This window comes from Pseudomonas sp. NFPP02 (genome assembly GCF_900119355.1).
GTDB classification, from domain to species: Bacteria; Pseudomonadota; Gammaproteobacteria; order Pseudomonadales; family Pseudomonadaceae; genus Aquipseudomonas; species Aquipseudomonas paracarnis.
Genome location: NZ_FPJI01000014.1, coordinates 136,456 through 154,535, shown reverse-complemented (window position 1 = coordinate 154,535; position 18,080 = coordinate 136,456). Strand labels below are relative to the sequence as shown.

19 protein-coding genes are annotated in these 18,080 nt (G+C 59.4%); 5 read left to right on the top strand and 14 right to left on the bottom strand.

All coding sequences use genetic code 11. From position 1 onward, the window contains the following. On the top strand, nucleotides 1–313 hold a 313-nt coding region (locus BT204_RS28005; RefSeq protein ID WP_204840108.1), incomplete at its 5' end, for a hypothetical protein. A gap of 28 nt (nucleotides 314–341) precedes the next feature. On the opposite strand, the gene msrQ is transcribed toward BT204_RS28005, so the two are convergent. From msrQ to mrcB, 9 genes are all read right to left on the bottom strand, one after another. Further along, nucleotides 342–962 (bottom strand): protein-methionine-sulfoxide reductase heme-binding subunit MsrQ, encoded by a 621-nt coding sequence (gene msrQ / locus BT204_RS22780; protein ID WP_034127029.1) that lies wholly within the window; start codon nucleotides 960–962, stop codon nucleotides 342–344. Further along, entirely contained in the window at nucleotides 962–1,975 is a 1,014-nt protein-coding gene (gene msrP, locus BT204_RS22775; protein WP_054917937.1) for a protein-methionine-sulfoxide reductase catalytic subunit MsrP, read from the bottom strand. Before msrP ends, msrQ begins: the two co-directional genes overlap by 1 nt. 63 nt (nucleotides 1,976–2,038) lie before the next feature. After that, the gene (pssA, locus tag BT204_RS22770) at nucleotides 2,039–2,896 is read right to left on the bottom strand and encodes a CDP-diacylglycerol--serine O-phosphatidyltransferase (protein ID WP_014719927.1); all 858 of its coding nucleotides are present in this window, start codon (nucleotides 2,894–2,896) and stop codon (nucleotides 2,039–2,041) included. A gap of 144 nt (nucleotides 2,897–3,040) precedes the next feature. Further along, complete coding sequence (ilvC, locus tag BT204_RS22765) at nucleotides 3,041–4,057, bottom strand: ketol-acid reductoisomerase (protein WP_003194132.1); 1,017 nt, start codon at nucleotides 4,055–4,057, stop codon at nucleotides 3,041–3,043. Between the two features lie 46 nt (nucleotides 4,058–4,103). Further along, complete coding sequence (gene ilvN, locus BT204_RS22760; protein WP_003176102.1) at nucleotides 4,104–4,595, bottom strand: acetolactate synthase small subunit; 492 nt, start codon at nucleotides 4,593–4,595, stop codon at nucleotides 4,104–4,106. Nucleotides 4,596–4,597: 2 nt separating this feature from the next. Then, nucleotides 4,598–6,322 carry an acetolactate synthase 3 large subunit gene (locus BT204_RS22755; protein WP_072448367.1) on the bottom strand — a complete coding sequence of 575 codons (1,725 nt, stop codon included), beginning with the start codon at nucleotides 6,320–6,322 and terminating at the stop codon, nucleotides 4,598–4,600. Nucleotides 6,323–6,754: 432 nt separating this feature from the next. After that, nucleotides 6,755–7,084, bottom strand: coding sequence for a YqcC family protein (locus BT204_RS22750; RefSeq protein WP_014719929.1), 330 nt, complete (start codon nucleotides 7,082–7,084; stop codon nucleotides 6,755–6,757). Further along, nucleotides 7,084–7,818 carry a tetratricopeptide repeat protein gene (locus BT204_RS22745; protein WP_034127026.1) on the bottom strand — a complete coding sequence of 245 codons (735 nt, stop codon included), beginning with the start codon at nucleotides 7,816–7,818 and terminating at the stop codon, nucleotides 7,084–7,086. Before BT204_RS22745 ends, BT204_RS22750 begins: the two co-directional genes overlap by 1 nt. A gap of 16 nt (nucleotides 7,819–7,834) precedes the next feature. Further along, nucleotides 7,835–10,159, bottom strand: a complete 2,325-nt coding sequence (gene mrcB / locus BT204_RS22740; RefSeq protein ID WP_057975455.1) for a penicillin-binding protein 1B — start codon at nucleotides 10,157–10,159, stop codon at nucleotides 7,835–7,837. A 118-nt stretch (nucleotides 10,160–10,277) separates the two neighbouring features. On the opposite strand from mrcB, the gene BT204_RS22735 reads away from it, so the two are divergent. The 3 genes from BT204_RS22735 (at nucleotide 10,278) to BT204_RS22725 (ending at nucleotide 12,748) form a co-directional block, all read left to right on the top strand. Continuing rightward, on the top strand, nucleotides 10,278–11,834 hold the full coding sequence (locus tag BT204_RS22735; protein WP_072448363.1) for a bifunctional aminoglycoside phosphotransferase/ATP-binding protein: 1,557 nt from the start codon (nucleotides 10,278–10,280) through the stop codon (nucleotides 11,832–11,834). A 92-nt stretch (nucleotides 11,835–11,926) separates the two neighbouring features. Continuing rightward, nucleotides 11,927–12,271 (top strand): pentapeptide repeat-containing protein, encoded by a 345-nt coding sequence (locus BT204_RS22730; RefSeq protein WP_072448361.1) that lies wholly within the window; start codon nucleotides 11,927–11,929, stop codon nucleotides 12,269–12,271. 204 nt (nucleotides 12,272–12,475) lie between these two features. Continuing rightward, a complete protein-coding gene (locus BT204_RS22725) occupies nucleotides 12,476–12,748 on the top strand; it encodes a TfoX/Sxy family protein (protein ID WP_003194139.1) in 273 nt (90 codons plus the stop codon). A 243-nt stretch (nucleotides 12,749–12,991) separates the two neighbouring features. On the opposite strand, the gene BT204_RS22720 is transcribed toward BT204_RS22725, so the two are convergent. The 3 genes from BT204_RS22720 to BT204_RS22710 are packed head-to-tail and all read right to left on the bottom strand — an operon-like array spanning nucleotide 12,992 to nucleotide 15,671. Continuing rightward, nucleotides 12,992–13,759 (bottom strand): heme ABC transporter ATP-binding protein, encoded by a 768-nt coding sequence (locus BT204_RS22720; protein WP_072448359.1) that lies wholly within the window; start codon nucleotides 13,757–13,759, stop codon nucleotides 12,992–12,994. Further along, a complete protein-coding gene (locus tag BT204_RS22715; RefSeq protein ID WP_057975459.1) occupies nucleotides 13,759–14,796 on the bottom strand; it encodes a FecCD family ABC transporter permease in 1,038 nt (345 codons plus the stop codon). The genes BT204_RS22720 and BT204_RS22715 overlap by 1 nt, the downstream gene beginning before the upstream one ends. Continuing rightward, nucleotides 14,793–15,671 (bottom strand): heme/hemin ABC transporter substrate-binding protein, encoded by an 879-nt coding sequence (locus tag BT204_RS22710; RefSeq protein WP_072448357.1) that lies wholly within the window; start codon nucleotides 15,669–15,671, stop codon nucleotides 14,793–14,795. Before BT204_RS22710 ends, BT204_RS22715 begins: the two co-directional genes overlap by 4 nt. Before the next feature lie 156 nt (nucleotides 15,672–15,827). On the opposite strand from BT204_RS22710, the gene BT204_RS22705 reads away from it, so the two are divergent. Further along, on the top strand, nucleotides 15,828–16,145 hold the full coding sequence (locus BT204_RS22705; RefSeq protein WP_034127019.1) for a Rieske (2Fe-2S) protein: 318 nt from the start codon (nucleotides 15,828–15,830) through the stop codon (nucleotides 16,143–16,145). Here the strand turns inward: BT204_RS22705 and sfsA are convergent. After that, nucleotides 16,142–16,855: a DNA/RNA nuclease SfsA gene (gene sfsA / locus BT204_RS22700; protein WP_072448355.1), complete on the bottom strand. Its 714-nt coding sequence runs from the start codon at nucleotides 16,853–16,855 to the stop codon at nucleotides 16,142–16,144. The genes BT204_RS22705 and sfsA overlap by 4 nt on opposite strands. Next, entirely contained in the window at nucleotides 16,855–18,027 is a 1,173-nt protein-coding gene (locus BT204_RS22695) for a pyridoxal phosphate-dependent aminotransferase (RefSeq protein ID WP_054898029.1), read from the bottom strand. Before BT204_RS22695 ends, sfsA begins: the two co-directional genes overlap by 1 nt. Nucleotides 18,028–18,080 lie beyond the last annotated feature (53 nt).

Genomic DNA, 18,080 nt, shown 5'->3' with positions numbered 1-18,080 from the left:
AGTTGTTAAAGAGCGGTTGGTTAAGATCTTTCGTCTCAACCGAGGCGCGCATTCTACAGCAGCCTCATTTGCTGTCAAGTGGTTATTTTCAGAATTTTTCGAAGATTTCTTCAACAACTTCAACCACTTGCGCTTGCGATCTCTCGTAAGCGGGAGGCGAATTCTACAGCGTTACACGCTGCTGTCAACACCTCTTTTTCAACTTCCTTTTGGCTTCGATGAACTGAAGCAACTTGCTGCCGAAAACTGCGTAACTCATTGTTTACCAAGGAGTTTTCCGTTTCGACTGCGCCGGAAGTGGGGCGAATTATAGGCTTCCAGAATCTGGCGTCAAGGCTTAATTACGCTTTTGTGGCAGAAGGCGCTTTTTTAGCAATAAGGCGAGGGATTCGACGCATTACCGGCGGCACCCGCATCAACAGAAGTAGCGCACCTATAGAAGCGTAGATAGCCCACTCCTTCAGATCCGCCCGCACTATCCATAGCATGTGCAGCAAACCGAGCCCAAGAATCACATAGACCAGACGATGCAGCTTCTTCCATCGACTCCCCAACCGACGCTGGCTATAGCGGTTCGACGTAACGGCCAACATAAGGAGAGCAACAAACCCCAGCGCCCCCACAATGATGTAGGGCCGCTTGCTCAACTCTACGCCGAGCTGCGACCAATCCAGCCCCAGGACAAACACACAATAGGCCGCCAGGTGCAGCACAACATAAGCAAAGCACCACAGCCCCAACTGTCGTCGCACTGCTATCCACCCCGCCCAACCGCTCAACTTCTGCAGCGGCGTCATAGCAAGCGTGATCAGCAATAAAATGAGCGTCCCCAAACCCAGGCGATCAACGAGCACCTTGCCTGGATCAGGCCCCAGCGCAGAACTCCACGCTTCATACAACCAGAGCAATGGCCACACTGCTGCGGCTACAAACACGCCGATGCGCCAGATGGGATAGCGCATCAGTAGTTCTTCCGCAGATCGAGGCCTGTATATAAAGAAGCGACCTCATCCGAATAGCCATTGAACATCTGCGTCTCGCGCACATTCGGACTAAACAGGCCGCTCGGCAGACGGCGCTCCCGCGCCTGGGTCCAGCGCGGGTGATCGACCGTAGGATTCACATTCGCATAAAACCCATACTCATCAGATGCAATACTCTGCCAGGTCGTTTTCGGCTGCTCACTGACCAGACTGATACGCACGATGGACTTCACACTCTTGAAGCCATACTTCCACGGCACCACCAAGCGCAACGGTGCACCGTTCTGGTTAGGCAACTCCCGCCCGTACATGCCCACAGCGAGGATCGCCAACGGATTCATCGCCTCATCCAGGCGCAGCCCTTCCACATAAGGCCAATCGATCAAGCCGAAACTTGAGCGTTGCCCAGGCATGCTCTTGGGATCCTGAAGGGTTTCAAAACGGATGTACTTGGCTTTGGAGGTTGGCTCGACCTGCTTGAGCAACGCCGAGATGGGAAAGCCTATCCACGGAATCACCATGGACCATGCCTCGACGCAACGCAGGCGGTAGATGCGCTCTTCCAGCGCATAGGGTTTCATGAAGTCCTCCAGGGCATAGCGCCCAGGTTTTGCGACTTCACCATCAATCACCACACTCCAGGGCTGCGTCTTGAGCGAGCCCGCATTCGTTGCCGGGTCGCCCTTGCCTGTCCCGAACTCATAGAAGTTGTTGTAGTGAGTTGCATCCTTGAATGGCGTGATGGCCTCATCTTTGACCGTCACCGACTGCCACTTCGCATTCGGAAGTTTTTCCGTAAACCAGTTGGGCGCACTGCCCGGCTCGACGTCGGCATACCGCGAAGCATCGCCGGCACTGGCCCAACGCGGCAAGCTGCTGGCGGCAACACCGGCAAGCGCACCACCGAGCAGGCTGCGGCGAGAGAGATAGAAAGATTCAGGCGTGACATCCGATTCGTGACAATCGGACGCTTTGGGTAATTTGATTAACATGGTAACTCCGCAGCGTTGGAGAACTGATGCACCAATAGACTGCGGAGTATGGGGGAAATTACATTAAGACAATGTTTTGTCCCGACGCAGACGCAACAAGTACTGAATCGGGCCAGAAGCCGCATAGGCCAGGAACGCCAGCAGCAGGATACGCGGTGGATCACTGAACACGACCGCGAACACCAGCACCACCACAAGGATGGCCACGAAAGGCACGCGCCCCTTGAGGTCAAATTCCTTGAAGCTGTTGTACTTGATGTTGCTGACCATCAGCATGCCGGCCGCTGCCACCATCAGGGCAACCAGGAACGACATCTTCGATCCCTGAATCCCGTAGTCACTGAACGCCCATACAATCCCCGCGACAACACCCGCCGCTGCCGGGCTGGCAAGGCCGATGAAGTAGCGCTTGTCGGCAGTCCCTACCTGGGTGTTGAAGCGCGCCAGGCGCAAAGCGGCACCCGCGACATAGATGAAGGCAACCATCCAGCCGACCTTGCCCATGTCACCCAATGCCCAGGCAAACGCCAGCAGTGCGGGGGCAACACCAAAGGCAACCATGTCCGACAACGAGTCGTACTCGGCGCCAAAAGCACTTTGAGTATTGGTCATACGCGCCACGCGACCATCCAGGCCGTCGAGCACCATGGCCACGAAAATTGCGATAGCAGCAAAGCCAAAGTATTTGCTGGCACTCGCCGCATCACCCGCCGCCAGCGCGCTCTGGGCACTCATGGAGTTGATGATGGAGTAGAAGCCGGCGAACAGATTCGCCGTGGTGAACAGGTTGGGCAGCAGATAGATGCCACGATGCCGGACCTTGCGGCCTTCGGCGTCATGCCCTTCTTCGACATGTTCATCAATCGGCAGCATGCTTTCGGCGTCGGAAGCCTGGTTTGGCTCTTCGGGACGTTCGCTCATGGACTTTACCTTGCAACGGTGTGAAAAAATTCGACAGATACTTGCAGCGAGTGTTCGCCTGCAAACGATGCAGCTTTATACCAGAACCAACCCCTCAAACGAAAAAACGCGGCCTAAGCCGCGTTTTCCCTTGATGCGTACGACTTAGTTCTTGGCTTTGTCGACGATCTTGTTGGCACCGATCCACGGCATCATGGAGCGCAGTTGCTCGCCGATGACTTCGATACCGTGAGCGGCGTTATTACGACGCTTGGCGGTCATCGAAGGGTAGCCGGTAGCGCCTTCGCTGATGAACATTTTGGCGTATTCGCCGTCCTGAATACGTTTCAGGGCGTTGCGCATGGCCTGACGGGACTCGGCGTTGATCACTTCCGGACCGGTCACGTACTCGCCGTACTCGGCGTTGTTGGAGATCGAGTAGTTCATGTTGGCGATACCGCCTTCGTACATGAGGTCAACGATCAGCTTGAGTTCGTGCAGGCATTCGAAGTAGGCCATTTCCGGCGCGTAGCCAGCTTCAACCAGGGTTTCGAAACCAGCTTTTACCAGCTCAACGGTACCGCCGCACAGAACGGCTTGCTCACCGAACAGGTCGGTTTCGGTCTCGTCCTTGAAGGTAGTTTCGATGATGCCGGTACGACCGCCACCCACGCCAGCAGCGTAGGACAGTGCAACGTTCTTGGCGTTGCCCGACGCATCCTGGTAGATCGCGATCAGGTCAGGGATACCGCCGCCTTTGACGAACTCGGAACGCACGGTGTGGCCCGGTGCTTTCGGCGCGATCATGATCACGTCGAGGTCAGCGCGCGGCACGACCTGGTTGTAGTGAATCGCGAAGCCGTGTGAGAAGGCCAGGGTAGCGCCCTTCTTGATGTTCGGCTCGATTTCGTTCTTGTACAGCGAGGACTGGAACTCGTCCGGGGTCAGGATCATGACCAGGTCGGCAGCCGCAACAGCAGAAGCAACGTCGGTCACTTTCAGGCCATGGGCTTCAGCCTTGGCGACAGTGGCCGAGCCTTTACGCAGGCCAACGGTCACGTCAACGCCGGAATCTTTCAGGTTGCACGCTTGAGCGTGACCCTGGGAACCGTAGCCGATGATGGCGACTTTCTTGCCCTGGATGATCGACAGGTCACAATCTTTATCGTAATAAACTTTCATGAGGTTCCTCTATATATCCAGGCCGTAAGGCCATTCGCTAATTGGGTTAGATGCTGAGTACTTTGTCGCCACGGGCAATCCCGGTGACACCACTGCGTACGGTTTCCAGAATCGAGGCCGTCCCGATCGACTGGATGAAGCTGTCCAGTTTGTCGCTGGTACCGGTCAGTTGAACGGTATAAACGCTGGCGCTCACATCGACGATCTGCCCGCGATAAATATCGGTAGTGCGCTTGATCTCGGCACGCTGGGCACCCGTGGCCTTGACCTTGACCAGCATCAGTTCGCGCTCGATGTGGGCGCTTTCCGACAGGTCGACCAGCTTGACCACTTCGATCAGCTTGTTGAGGTTCTTGGTGATCTGCTCGATCACCTCATCGTGGCCTACGGTGGTCAACGTCAGGCGCGACAGGGTCGGGTCTTCGGTCGGGGCCACGGTCAGGCTTTCAATGTTGTAGTTGCGTTGCGAAAACAGGCCGACAACACGGGACAAGGCGCCGGGTTCGTTCTCCAGAAGCAGGGAGATAATATGCCGCATGATTAAGTACGCTCCGTCTTGTTCAGCCACATGTCGCGCATAGAGCCGTCTTTGATCTGCATCGGGTAGACGTGCTCGCTGGTATCCACCTGAATATCGATGAACACCAGGCGGTCCTTCATGGCGAACGCTTCTTCCATCTTCGGCTTCAGATCTTTCAAATCAGTGATGCGAATGCCGACGTGGCCATAGGCTTCAACCAACTTGATGAAATCCGGCAACGATTCCATGTAGGAATGGGAGTGACGGCTATCGTAGCTCATGTCCTGCCATTGACGAACCATGCCGAGCACGCCGTTGTTCAAGCAGACGATCTTCACGGGAAGACCGTATTGCAGGCACGTCGACAGTTCCTGGATGTTCATCTGGATGCTGCCTTCGCCGGTGACGCAGGCAACGTCGGCATCCGGGAAGCTCAGTTTCACCCCCATGGCCGCAGGGAAACCAAAGCCCATCGTGCCGAGGCCACCGGAGTTGATCCAGCGGTTAGGCTTGTCGAACTTGTAGTACTGCGCCGCGAACATCTGGTGCTGGCCCACGTCGGAGGTCACAAAGGCGTCGCCCTTGGTCACTTCGCACAGGGTTTCGATCACGGTTTGTGGCTTGATGATGCTGCCGTCGCCCTTGTCATAAGGGAACAGGCCACGATCACCGCGCCATTCGTCGATCTGCTTCCACCAGCTGGCAACGGACTCCTTGTTCGGCGTTTCGCCGATGTCCTTGAGTGCAGCGACCATTTCGGTCAGTACACTTTCTACAGGCCCCACGATTGGCACATCGGCCTTGATGGTCTTGGAGATGGACGCCGGGTCGATGTCGATGTGGATGATCTTGGCATTCGGGCAGAATTTGCTCGCGCCGTTGATCACTCGGTCATCGAACCGCGCGCCCACGGCGAGGATCACATCGGCGTGGTGCATGGTGAGGTTGGCGGTGTAGCTGCCGTGCATGCCGAGCATGCCGACAAACTGACGGTCCGAACCCGGGAATGCGCCGAGGCCCATCAGGGTGTTGGTCACCGGCAGGTTGAGCAGCTTGGCCAGTTCGGTGAGTGGCGCGGAACCGCCGCCCAGAATCACGCCACCGCCGGAGTACAACACGGGGCGCTTGGCCGCCAGGAGCATTTCTGCCGCCTTGCGGATCTGCCCCGAGTGCCCACGGACGGCCGGACTGTAGGAACGCAGCTTGGCTTTCTTGGGAAAAACGTATTCGAATTTTTCGGCCGGGTTGGTCATGTCTTTCGGGATATCGACCACCACAGGGCCCGGGCGACCGGACTGTGCGAGGTAAAACGCCTTTTTCATGACTTCCGGGATTTCCGACGCGTGCTTGATCATGAAGCTGTGTTTCACGATCGGGCGGGAAATACCGATCATGTCGGTTTCCTGGAAAGCGTCGGTGCCGACCATGGTGCTAGGCACCTGGCCAGAGATGATCACCATCGGGATGGAGTCCATATACGCAGTCGCGATGCCGGTGATGGCATTGGTTGCGCCTGGGCCGGAGGTTACCAGTACCACGCCGGCTTTACCGGTGGCACGGGCGTAACCGTCAGCCATATGGGTCGCGGCCTGTTCGTGGCGAACCAGGATGTGGGTAACAGCCGGTTCCTTGAACAGTGCGTCGTAGACATGCAGCAGAGCACCACCTGGGTACCCGTAGATATAGTCGACGCCTTCGTCACGCAAAAAGCGGACGAGCATCTCACCGCCAGATAAAAGCTCCACGTTGTTCACCTCTAAAACGCCAGAATACCGTCCGTTAAAAAACCGACGGGTCTTAATAGGTTTACTTCTCAACAGAGCATGAGCGACGGTGGTCGCCGACTACGTCAGCACTGACTGAGCAAGTATTGGGATCGTCCCAAGTGTTGCGGGCTTTTCCCACCCAGCGCGAGGTAACGCGTTGCGGGTGTTACAGGTCGGCGCGGATGTGCGCCTCATGATCTGCTGAGCGGGCCTGCTTCTGGCAGTCCCGATACAGCGGACTTTGGATTCTTCTGTTTCACGCCCTTCAAGTCAAGCAATAATTGCGCTTTTTTCCAACTAAGCGCATGAGAACGCAGAAGAAAGGGCTTTGAGGAGGGATAAAACTCGCCTGAATGTCGTCAAGCGGTAGAAATGTGCGCAAGACTGCCGGAAAAACCGGCAGTCAGGCAATTAACGAGCGTCGACGATCAATTGATCGAACTTTTTCAGCGCGTTACGCAAGCCGAGGCTCTCCCGCGGCCGGTCGGCGTAGACCATCTCGGCCATTTCCAGGATCCCCGACGCATTCGGCAAGGGCAGGTCCTGTTCCAGGATCTGCTTCATACGCGCAAGGAAGATCCACTGCAGCCACTGGTGGAAGTCCAGGGTATCGACGGAAAAGGGCTCGACACTGCTGAGCGCTTCAGCACTGGGGGAGACTTCATCCCACCAGCCCTGAACGCGCAGTTCGCGCTCGATCAACAATAACTGCTCGGCAATCGCGGGAAAACGCGCATCCATCAGAGGCTGACCTTGGCTTTTTGCCGCGCCTGGGCGGCACCCGCTGCATCGCCCTGGGCGGCACGCGCATCCCCGATCAACGCCCACAGGCTGGCTTGCAGGTCTGGGCGCCCATTGGCCAGGCTCAGGCCACGGCGAGCGAATTGCTCCGCCTGGGGCGCATCGCCCTGAGCCATGCGCACCTGGGCCAGGCGATAGAGCACTTGTGGCTCACGCGGCGCCACGCGCTGGGCACGTTCAAGGCTCGACGAGGCGCCATTCAAATCGCCACCCGCCTGCTGCTGCTGAGCGGTGGTGAGCAACGCCAGCACCGGGCCATCAAGTTGTTCGTCCGCCGACAACCCGCCCGCACTGGACGATGACGGAATACCGCTCGGCGTCGAAGGCATGTTGTAGGTGCCCTGATTGACCGGCGCGGTTTGAATCGGCGTGGAGTTCACCGGCCCGGAAGTGCTTGGGCCTGGGGTCCATGGCTCGGCACTGATAGGCGCCGAGGTTGCAGCCCCACTGCCGGGCACCATCACTACGACGCCGGAATCCTGGGGAATTGCCTGGGTTGCAGCTTGGGCAGGCCGTTTGACCACGGTCTGACGGAAGCCGCCATTGGCCGAAATGCGGTCGTTATTGGAAACGGACGTGCTTGAGTCCACCACAGGGATAGAGCCGCGCTGCACGCTGGAGCAACCGCCGAGCAAAACCAGAGCCGTAATTGCTGGAATCCACAACTTGTTCACTTGAAACCCTCTTTGCTTAATTCATCCAGCCCTTGACCCAATCCATCACCGATTCCGCGTCAGCAGGTGTACTGCCACCGCACGCGGCACCGGGTGGTGGTTCGCTGCCGCGAATATACGGCATCTGCACCGCGCCCGGACAGTTGGCATCGGAGCCTTGGCCGGTGTGCGGATCAATCCAGGCCTGCACAATATTGTCCGGCTGCGGCATGTTGAGCGGCAACGGGTCAGCCTTGCGCATGAAACTGGTCCATACCTGCAGCGCGCCGGTGGCACCGGTGAACGGCGTCTTGCCATTGTCGTCGCGCCCCAGCCATACCACGGCCAGTACATCCTGGCCGAACCCTGCGAACCAGCTGTCGCGGGAGTCGTTGCTGGTACCGGTCTTGCCCGCCAGGGTCAGGTTCGACGGCAGCACGCTGTAGACCGAACGCCCGGTACCCTCGCGCATCACGCGCTGCATGGCGTTCTGGATCAGGTAGATGGAGCCCGCGTCGAAGCGCTGCTGAATCTGGAACGGGTAACGCTTGAGCGGTTCGCCATCGGCGGTCAGCACACTGCGAATACCGCGCATCGGCGTATTGAAGCCACCATTGGCCAGGGTCTGGTACATGGTGGTCACTTCCATCGGCGTCATGGCCGCAGCGCCCAGGAGCATGGACGGGAACGCCGGGAATTCACGTTCGACTCCCAGTCGCGCCAGAGTCTTCAGCACGTTCGGCACACCCACTTCAAGCCCCAGACGCGAGGTCGAGATGTTGTAGGAATGCGCCAATCCTTGATACAGGAACACCGTGCCATGGGAACGACGGTCGAAGTTCTTGGGCGTCCATACCTGGCCATCCGCGCCTTTGATCGACAGCGGGTCATCGGACAGCCAACTGGTCAGCGTGTACTTGCTGGGTTTTTCCAGTGCAGTGAGATAAACCGCAGGCTTGACCAGCGAGCCAATCGGCCGCACGGCATCCAGTGCGCGGTTGAAACCGGCGAAACTGGCCTGGCGGCTGCCGATCATGGCCTGGACCTCCCCGGTTTCCGGATTGGTCACGACCATGGCGGCCTCGACTTCATCCGAGCCCTTACGGCCAGTCAGGCGCTTGAAGGTGTCGTTGACCGACGCTTCGGCCTTCATCTGCAAGATGGGGTCGAAGCTGGTGAAGATCCGCAGCCCCTCTTCGGTCAAGTCTTCGTCGCGGTAGTCTTCGCGCAGTTGGCGCTTGACCAGGTCGATAAAGCCCGGGAATGAGCTATCCGCCAGCTTGCCGCGGGTTGTCACACCCAGTGGCATTTTCTTGGCAGCGGCCACTTGCTCAGCGGTGGCGACACCCTGCTGCTCCAATACATCGAGCACCAGGTTGCGACGTTCAAGCGCACGCTCCGGGTTGCGGCGCGGGTTGTAATAGGACGGCCCCTTGACCATCCCCACCAGCAACGCAACCTGATGCAATTTCAACTCGGACAACGGCTGCCCGAAGAAGAACTGGCTGGCCAGGCCGAAACCGTGCACGGCGCGCTGGCCATCCTGACCGACGAATACCTCGTTGAGGTAAGCCTCGAGGATTTCCTGCTTGCTGTAATGCAGCTCCAGCAACATCGCCATCATGGCTTCGGTGAGTTTACGGGTCAGGCTGCGTTCGTTGGTCAGGTAGAAGTTCTTGACCAGTTGCTGGGTCAGCGTACTGCCGCCCTGGGTCATCTTGCCGCCGGACGTGTTGACCCAGATAGCACGGGCGATCGACTTCGGCGACACACCCCAGTGGCTATAGAAATCGCGGTCTTCGACAGCGACCAGGGTTTCCAGCAGATACGGCGGTACCTGATCGAGCTTGATCAGGATGCGATCTTCAAGATTTTTCGGGTAAATACCGCCGATCAGCAACGGTTCAAGACGCACCACCGGCAGCTTGGAGCCATTGAGCGACGACAGCTCAGCCACATAGTCGCCAGAGAAACGCACGCGCACCGGCTGGGCTTTTTCCAGGCCTTCGTAGAACTGGAAGCCACGGGTGTTCAGGTCGACGGTATTACCGCTGACCGCCGCAGCGCCAGGGCCATTGCTCACGGGTTCGCGGCGGTAGCCCAGCGCATCGAGCTCGGTAAGGAAGTCATCCTTGCTCAGCTTCTGGCCGGAGAACAGCTCCAGCGGGCGTGCATACACCTTGGCCGGAATCGTCCAGCGCTTGCCGGAGAATTTTTCCTGCACCACGGCATCGAGGTACACCGCAAGGCCGGCGACCGCCACAAGGCCCACCAGGCCAAGCTTGATCACCCAGCCCAGCCAAGGGCGCGGGCCGCGGGAAGGAGGTTTTTTACGGGAACGGGGAGATCGGGTTCGAGTCATGGCGGCGGATTATACGCACTTTATTGATGATCAACATGAGCCGGACAGCGGTTTGCACGACTGGCATCAGCAGCCATAATGCCCCCCATGATTTTCCCCAGACTTTGAAGGATCGCCCGTGAGCCAGACCCTGATCGCTGCCCTGCAAAACCCGGCCTTGTACCCTCATCCGGTTGAAGCGTTTCAAGTCATCGAGACCCATATTTCCTGGGTGATACTGACGGGGCCCTACGCTTATAAGCTGAAGAAACCGATGAACTTCGGCTTCCTGGACTTCACCAATCTGGACGACCGCGGGCATTTCTGCCGCGAGGAACTGCGCCTCAACCAGCGCCTGACCGAAGATTTGTATCTTGAAGTGTTGCCGATTACCGGCACTGCCGAGGCGCCGCAACTGGGTGGCGACGGCCCGGCCATCGAGTACGCGCTGAAAATGCGCCAGTTCCCGCAAAGCCAGATGCTCAGCACCCTGCAAGCCAACGGCGAACTGACCTGCGCGCACATCGATGAGATGGCCAAGCAGATCGCCCAGTTCCACCTCAACGCCCCCAAAGTCCCGCAAGATCACCCCGCCGGCACGCCGGAAGAGGTGATGGCTCCGGTACGCCAGAACTTTGACCAGATCCGCCCGTTCCTCAGCGACAAGGCCGACCTGACTCAGCTGGAGGCTCTGCAAGCCTGGGCTGAAAGCAGCTTCGAACGCCTCAAGCCTTTGCTTGCGCAGCGCAAGCTCGATGGCTATACCCGCGAATGCCACGGCGACATTCACCTGGGCAACGCCACGCTGATCGATGGCCGCGTGGTGATCTTCGACTGCATCGAGTTCAACGAGCCTTTCCGCTTTACCGACGTGTACGCCGACACCGCTTTTTTGGCGATGGACCTGGAAGATCGCGGCCTGAAATGCCTGGCACGGCGCTTCATAAGCCAGTATCTGGAATTGACCGGCGACTACCAGGGCCTGGAGCTCCTGAACTTCTATAAAGCCTACCGTGCATTGGTGCGCGCCAAGGTTGCGCTGTTCAGCATGCCGAGCGAAGCCAACCCCGTGCAACGCGCTACCACCCTGCGCCAGTACCGCAACTACGCCAACCTGGCGGAAAGCTACAGCACCATCCCCTCGCGCTTCCTGGCAATCACCCATGGCGTTTCAGCGGTGGGCAAGAGCCACGTGGCCATGCGCCTGGTCGAAGCCCTGGGCGCGGTGCGCCTGCGTTCGGATGTAGAGCGCAAGCGCCTGTTTGGCGAACAACAGGTAGAGAACACCCTGCAGGCCGGTATCTACAATCAGGACGCCAGCGCTGCCACCTACACACGTCTGAACGAGATTGCCGACACCGTGCTGCGCGCCGGCTACCCGGTGGTGCTGGATGCCACTTTCCTGAAACGCGCACAGCGTGACGCTGCCGCCCAGGTTGCCGAAGCCACTGGCGCGCCGTTCCTGATCCTCGACTGCAACGCCCCGCAAGCCGTTATCACCAGTTGGCTGGCACAACGCCAGGCGGATAAAAACGATCCGTCTGACGCCACACTGGCCGTTATCGAAGAACAACAAGCCAGTCGTGATCCGCTGACTGCCGAGGAGCTGCTGCTCAGCAAGCGTGTGGAGACCAATGAAAGCGGGACGCTCGACGCGTTGGTCGGGCATATCCGTCAGCACCTGCCGGGCCTGTAAGAAATATTTCTTGGTCGCGTCGTCGTCTTCGGCGCGCGACCCAGCGATAGTGGCACTATACTGGCCACATAACGCCAACCAGAGTCGCGATCATGAGTCAGCCCAAGCTTCTTGATACCCCGCTCTATGCCCTCCTGCACAAGGACGACATCCACGGCTTCAACCAGAAGCGCCCTGAAAACGGCACGATCGACATGCGCGGCGGCGACTTTCGAGGGCTGGACCTGCGCGACCTTAACACCACCGGTATTGACTTCACCGACGCCTATTTTCGCTCTGCCGACCTACGCGGCCTGGACTTGCGTGGCTGCTCACTGGAAGGCGCCAGCCTAGCCCATGCGCAGATTTCGGGGGTTTATTTCCCGCCCGAACTCACGGCTGACGAAATACTCATGTCGGTCAATTTCGGCACTCGCCTGCGCTACCGCACCAAGTAACCCCACACACCGAGTTCCGGCCAGCCCCCCTGCCTGCCGGGCACTTTGCGCCTGCCTGCGAGCAAGCGCCGTCGCGCCATCCTTATAAGCTTTTCAGCCCTTTCTGACCAAAGAACCACGCTTTTCCTACTGAGCGCTACACTCATTTTCAGGCTGCCTGGTCACGACACCCACCGCACCATTCGGCCAACGCAAGGAGGCTTGATGAACGATGAGCTGCAACACCTGAAAAACCTTGGCAAGACGTCAGCGCAGTGGCTGCATGCGGTGGGCATCCACAGCGCGTCCGACTTGCGTCGGCTAGGGGCGGTCGATGCCTACCGAGCCGTGCGCACGCGCGGGTTTCGAGCTTCGAAGGTTCTGCTGTATGCCATTGAAGGGGCATTGATGGATGTGCACTGGAACGACATACCCACGGAGCGCAAGGAGGCCTTGAACCGTCAGTTGGAAGCGATCTCAGTACATCAGAAGAACTAGAGCGGCACTCAAACCCAGTGTTGATGGGCATTGCAAACGAGCGTTTGAGAAAACTGGATGAAGCAGGAAAACAAATGTTGACTCTCAAATGAGAATCGTTATGATTATCACAACTGGTCGCGAGATCAGCCGATAACTGAAAGACCATTGGTTCGGACTCTCAGATTATCTCCTCATCAGGCTAATCACGGTTATTTGACCCGGCTCTTGCCGGGTCTTTTTTTGCCCGCGAATTAACCGGCCTTAACGCGCAATGATCAACGGATGCCCACGCTCCGGATGCGGCTGTACCAATACATCCAGACCGAATACAGCCTTCAGTGGCTCTGGTTGCAGGACTTTAGAGGGCGTATCCAACGCGTGGGGGCGGCCGTTTTCCAGCAACAGGATCCGGTCGCAGTAGCGCGCCGCCAGGTTCAAATCATGCAGGATGACCAGCACCGCAGCGCCTCTGTCGGCAAAATGTCGGATAGCTTGCAAGGTGGTGTGTTGGTGCAGAGGGTCGAGCATTGATGTGGGCTCATCCAGCAGCAACGTCTGCCCTGCCTCACCCGGCCATAACTGCGCCAATACCCGTGCCAGGTGCACACGCTGCCGCTCGCCACCCGACAAAGCCAGGTAACTGCGGCCACTCAGATGGCCTACATCAGCAGCCTGCAGCGCGGCGTTGATGATTTCGTCGTCGCGCACTCGCCCGGTCTGATGAGGCAAGCGGCCCATGCCCACCACCTCTTCGACACGAAAGGCAAAGTCCAGGGTGGAGGATTGTGGCAGCACCGCCAGGCGCTGGGCACGTTGCACACCGGTCATGTGCTTGAGCGCCTGCTGATCCAGCCAGACCTTGCCCTGATCCGGCTGCAACTCCCCGCACAGCGCCCCAAGCAAGGTACTTTTGCCGGCGCCATTGGGGCCCAGCACGCCCAGCACTTCGCCCGGCAATAGGTCCAAGGTGACATCGGCCAGCACAGTCTTACCACCGCGCCGGATCTGCAATGCTTCTACCCGCAACATCAGGCGCGCCCTCGTAACAATAAATAGAGGAAAAACGGCGCACCGATAAACGCAGTGACAATACCGATCGGCAGTTCCGCCGGCGCCAACGCCAGGCGCGCCACCAGGTCCGCAAACAACAGCAGGCTCGCGCCCGCCAACACCGAGGCCGGTAACAACACCCGATGATCCGGCCCCGCCAGCAGCCGCACCAGATGTGGTACCACCAAACCGACAAAACCAATCATTCCCGCCGCCGCCACTGCGGCGCCAACACCCAGGGCCGTGCAAAACACCAACTCGCGCTTGAGCCCCTCGACATCAATACCTAGATGGTTGGCCTCGGACTCCCCCAACAGCAGCGCGTTCAGCGCCTTGGCGCGGCGCGGCAACCATAGCGCCACGCCCGCACTCACCAGCAGCAAGGGCCACAACCGCGAATAACTTGCGCCATTGAGGCTGCCCAGGTTCCAGAACGTCAGGGTGCGCAAGGTGGCATCGTCCGCCAGATAGGTAAACAGGCCCACGGTCGAACTGGCCAGGGCCGTCAGCGCGATACCGGCAAGCAACATCGTCGCGACATTGGTCTGGCCATTGCGACGCCCCAGGCGATAGACCAGTGCCGTGACGCCCAGGCCACCGAGAAATGCGCACAGCGACAACAGATACGGCCCGAAAGCATCCGGCAGCCCGCCAAAGAGCGAGCCACCGACAATCGCCACCGCCGCTCCCAGCGCCGCCCCGCTGGACACGCCGACTAAGCCAGGGTCGGCCAGCGGGTTGCGGAACAACCCCTGCATCGCCACGCCCGACAACGCCAGCACACCGCCGACCGCCAGCCCCAACAGGGTTCGCGGCAGGCGAATCTGCCCCAGGATCAACTCGGCCTGCTCCAACCCCTGGGCCTCAATCGGTACGCCCATCAGCCTTAACGCAGCCCTGAGGGTGTCCACTAACGGCAGGCTGACCGGCCCCAGTGCCAATGAGAGCCAGATCGCCAATACACACAGCAGCGACAGCCCGATAAACAGCGTTTTTGGCTTAACCAGAGTGGTCATGGAGCAGGCTTAGGCTGGGACGGATAAAAACCGGCAGACAGTTTTTCCAGGCTTTGCGGCAATCGGGGCCCAAGGCCGCCTACCAGCAAGGTCGGATCCAACTGAAACACGCGGCCACTCTTGGCTGCCGGCGTAGAGGCAAGGATCGGGTTTTCTTTGAACAAGGCTGCGCGCGCCGCGTCACCGGTCAAGGCGCGATCGGCAAATACCAGCACCTCAGGGCTCAACCCTCCCAGCGATTCGACGGAAAACGGCTTGTATCCCACATGCGTGGCGAGATTACGCCCCCCAGCCTGCTGCAACATCCAATCAGCGGCGGTGTCCTTGCCCGCGATCAGCGGCTTGCCACCGGCATGGCCGAGCAGCAACAGCACGCCTGGAGCCTTTTGCGTGGCCTGGGCCTTGGCCACCCAATTTTTTTGCTGTGCCAGCGCCTGCTCATACCCGGCAAACAGGGCATCAGCCTGGGCCTCACTGCCGAGCAGTTTCCCCAAGTGTTCGAGGTTGCCTTTGAGCGTGGGCAAATCCGGCTGGGCCGAGAACATCTCCACCTGCACCCCTGCACTGCGAATCTGCGCCAGCACCGGCGGTGGCCCCATTTCCTCCGTGCCCACAAGGATTTGCGGGCGCAGGCTGAGAATGCCTTCGGCCGACAACTGCCGCTGGTAACCAATGCTCGGCAAGGCCTTGAGCGAGGCGGGATGCTGAGTGGTGGTATCCACCCCGACCAACTTCGCTTCACCGCCCATGGCCACCACCCATTCCGATAGCGCCCCGCCGGCACTGACCCAGCGTTGCGGCAGTTCAGAGGCGTGCGCCCCAGTGTTGATCAGCAGTGAGGCAACAAGCGCAATAGCGCTGGTACTCAGGCGCATAACAGGGTTTCCTTCCTAGGGCAGGGCCACTCAAGCACTCATTGATGTGACAGATAACCCCTGCCAGGCATCGTATTGAGCACCCAGTCAGCTGACGGGCGAAGCGGGCATTTGATAATTGTTTGCATTTGAACGTCAAGGCACTTAAGGATTGAAATGAAGTTTCTCTGCACCTCAGGCGACCTCGCCCCCAACAGCAGCCGCGGTTTTGATATCGATGGCCACAGGCTGTTGGCGGTGCGTCGGGACGGCATTGCGTACTTCTATCTCAACCGCTGCCCTCATCGCGGCATCCCGCTGGAATGGCAACCTGATCGCTTCCTCGACGACAGCGCCAGCCTGATCCAATGCGCCACCCATGGCGCGTTGTTCCTGATTGAAAGCGGCGAGTGCATCGCCGGGCCCTGCGCAGGCCAACACCTCACGGCCCTGCCCGGTCGCGAAGACGAACAGGGATTGTGGGTCGATCTCTAGTCGCCCAGCAGCACCTTCAACCGACGCTCGACGTAAATCTCCTGCGGCGTGACCCGTACGCCGTAGGCGAGCACCTCCACACCTGCAGCCTTGGCCTCACGTAGCGCCGCCGCATAACCGGCGTCGATTTCCACAGCCGGGCGGACCGCGTCGATCCCCGACAGGTTCACGCAATACAACTGCGCCGCCCGTATACCGTCGCGAGCCAGATGAGCCAGCTCACGCAAGTGCTTGGCACCGCGCTGCGTCACCGCATCGGGGAAAGCCGCCACTGAGCTGCCATCAAAGCCCAGGGTGACGCTTTTGACCTCGACAAACGCAGCGCCTTGGGGGTAATCCAGGCGAAAGTCGATGCGGCTTTTCTCCTGGCCATAAGGCACCTCACGCTTCAACGCGGTAAAGCCGTTGAGTTCAGTGATCACACCGGCCAGCAGGGCTTCTTCCACCAATTGATTGGCACGCGCGGTGTTGACGCACGCCAGCCGGCCCTGGGGCGTTTCGGCAATTTCCCACGTGCCCGGCAGCTTGCGCTTGGGGTCAGTGGAACGGCTGAACCAGACCTGGCCACCTTCGACCATGCAGTTGAGCATCGAACCGGTGTTAGGGCAGTGAATGGTAAGCAACTCGCCGGTAACGGTTTCGATATCGGTGAGAAAGCGCTTGTAGCGGCGGATCAGCCGCCCTTCTTCAAGAGGAGGATTAAAACGCATCAGCCTTGCCAACTCCGCAAACCACGGGCAATCCGCTCCACCGCTTCTTGCAGCCGATCAAGGTTTTGCGTGTAGGCAAAACGCACATGGTGCCCCGCCTGGTAGCGACCGAAATCCAACCCGGGCGTAAAGGCCACATGTTCGGTTTCGAGGAAATGCCGGCAAAACGCGAAGGCATCGCCGCCGAACGCGCTGATATCGGCATACAGATAAAAAGCACCTTCGGGCTCCACGGCGATACCGAACCCCAGCTCACGCAGGGCCGGCAGCAGGAAGTCACGGCGGCGACCAAATTCGGCACGGCGCTGCTCCAGAATCTCCAGGGTTTGCGGGGTGAAACAGGCCAAGGCGGCATGCTGGGCCATGCTTGGCGCACTGATGTAGAGGTTCTGCGCCAATTTCTCCAGTTCACCCACCGCTTCAGGGGGGGCCACCAGCCAACCGAGGCGCCAGCCGGTCATGCCGAAATACTTCGAAAAACTATTCAGGACAAAGGCGTCATCATCGACTTCCAGCACGCTGGCGGCGTCGGTGCCGTAGGTGAGTCCGTGATAAATCTCGTCGACCACCAGGTGACCGTTGCGCGCCTTGATGGCGCCCGACAGCCCAGCCAACTCGTCCCGGGTGAGGATCGTGCCGGTGGGGTTGGCGGGCGATGCCACCAATGCACCGACACTGTCCTGGTCCCAATGCCTGGCCACCAGATCGGCGGTCAACTGGTAGCGTACGTCTGGGCCGACCGGCACCAACTGCGCCGCGCCTTCCACAAGGCGCAGGAAGTGCCGGTTGCAGGGGTAGCCTGGGTCCGCCAGCAGCCAATGCTTACCCGGATCCACCAGCAAACTGCTGGCCAGCAATAACGCGCCGGAGCCACCGGGGGTGACCAGAATGCGCTGCGGGTCGATGCTCAATCCGTAGCGTTGCTGGTAGAAACCACTGATGGCCTCGCGCAACTCGGGCAAGCCGCGGGCGGCGGTGTAGCGCGTTTTACCGTTTGCCAACGCCGCTTGGCCGGCCTGTATGATCGGCTCGGCGGTGGTGAAGTCCGGCTCGCCGATTTCCAGGTGGATCACGTCGTGACCGGCTGCCTGCAGCTCATTGGCACGCGCCAGTAACGCCATGACATGAAAAGGTTCGATGGCGCGACTACGCGCACTGTAGGGCTGAGCCATTAGCCTTCCTTAGACGGTGAGGACAAAATCTGGATTCTACCGAACCCTCACGG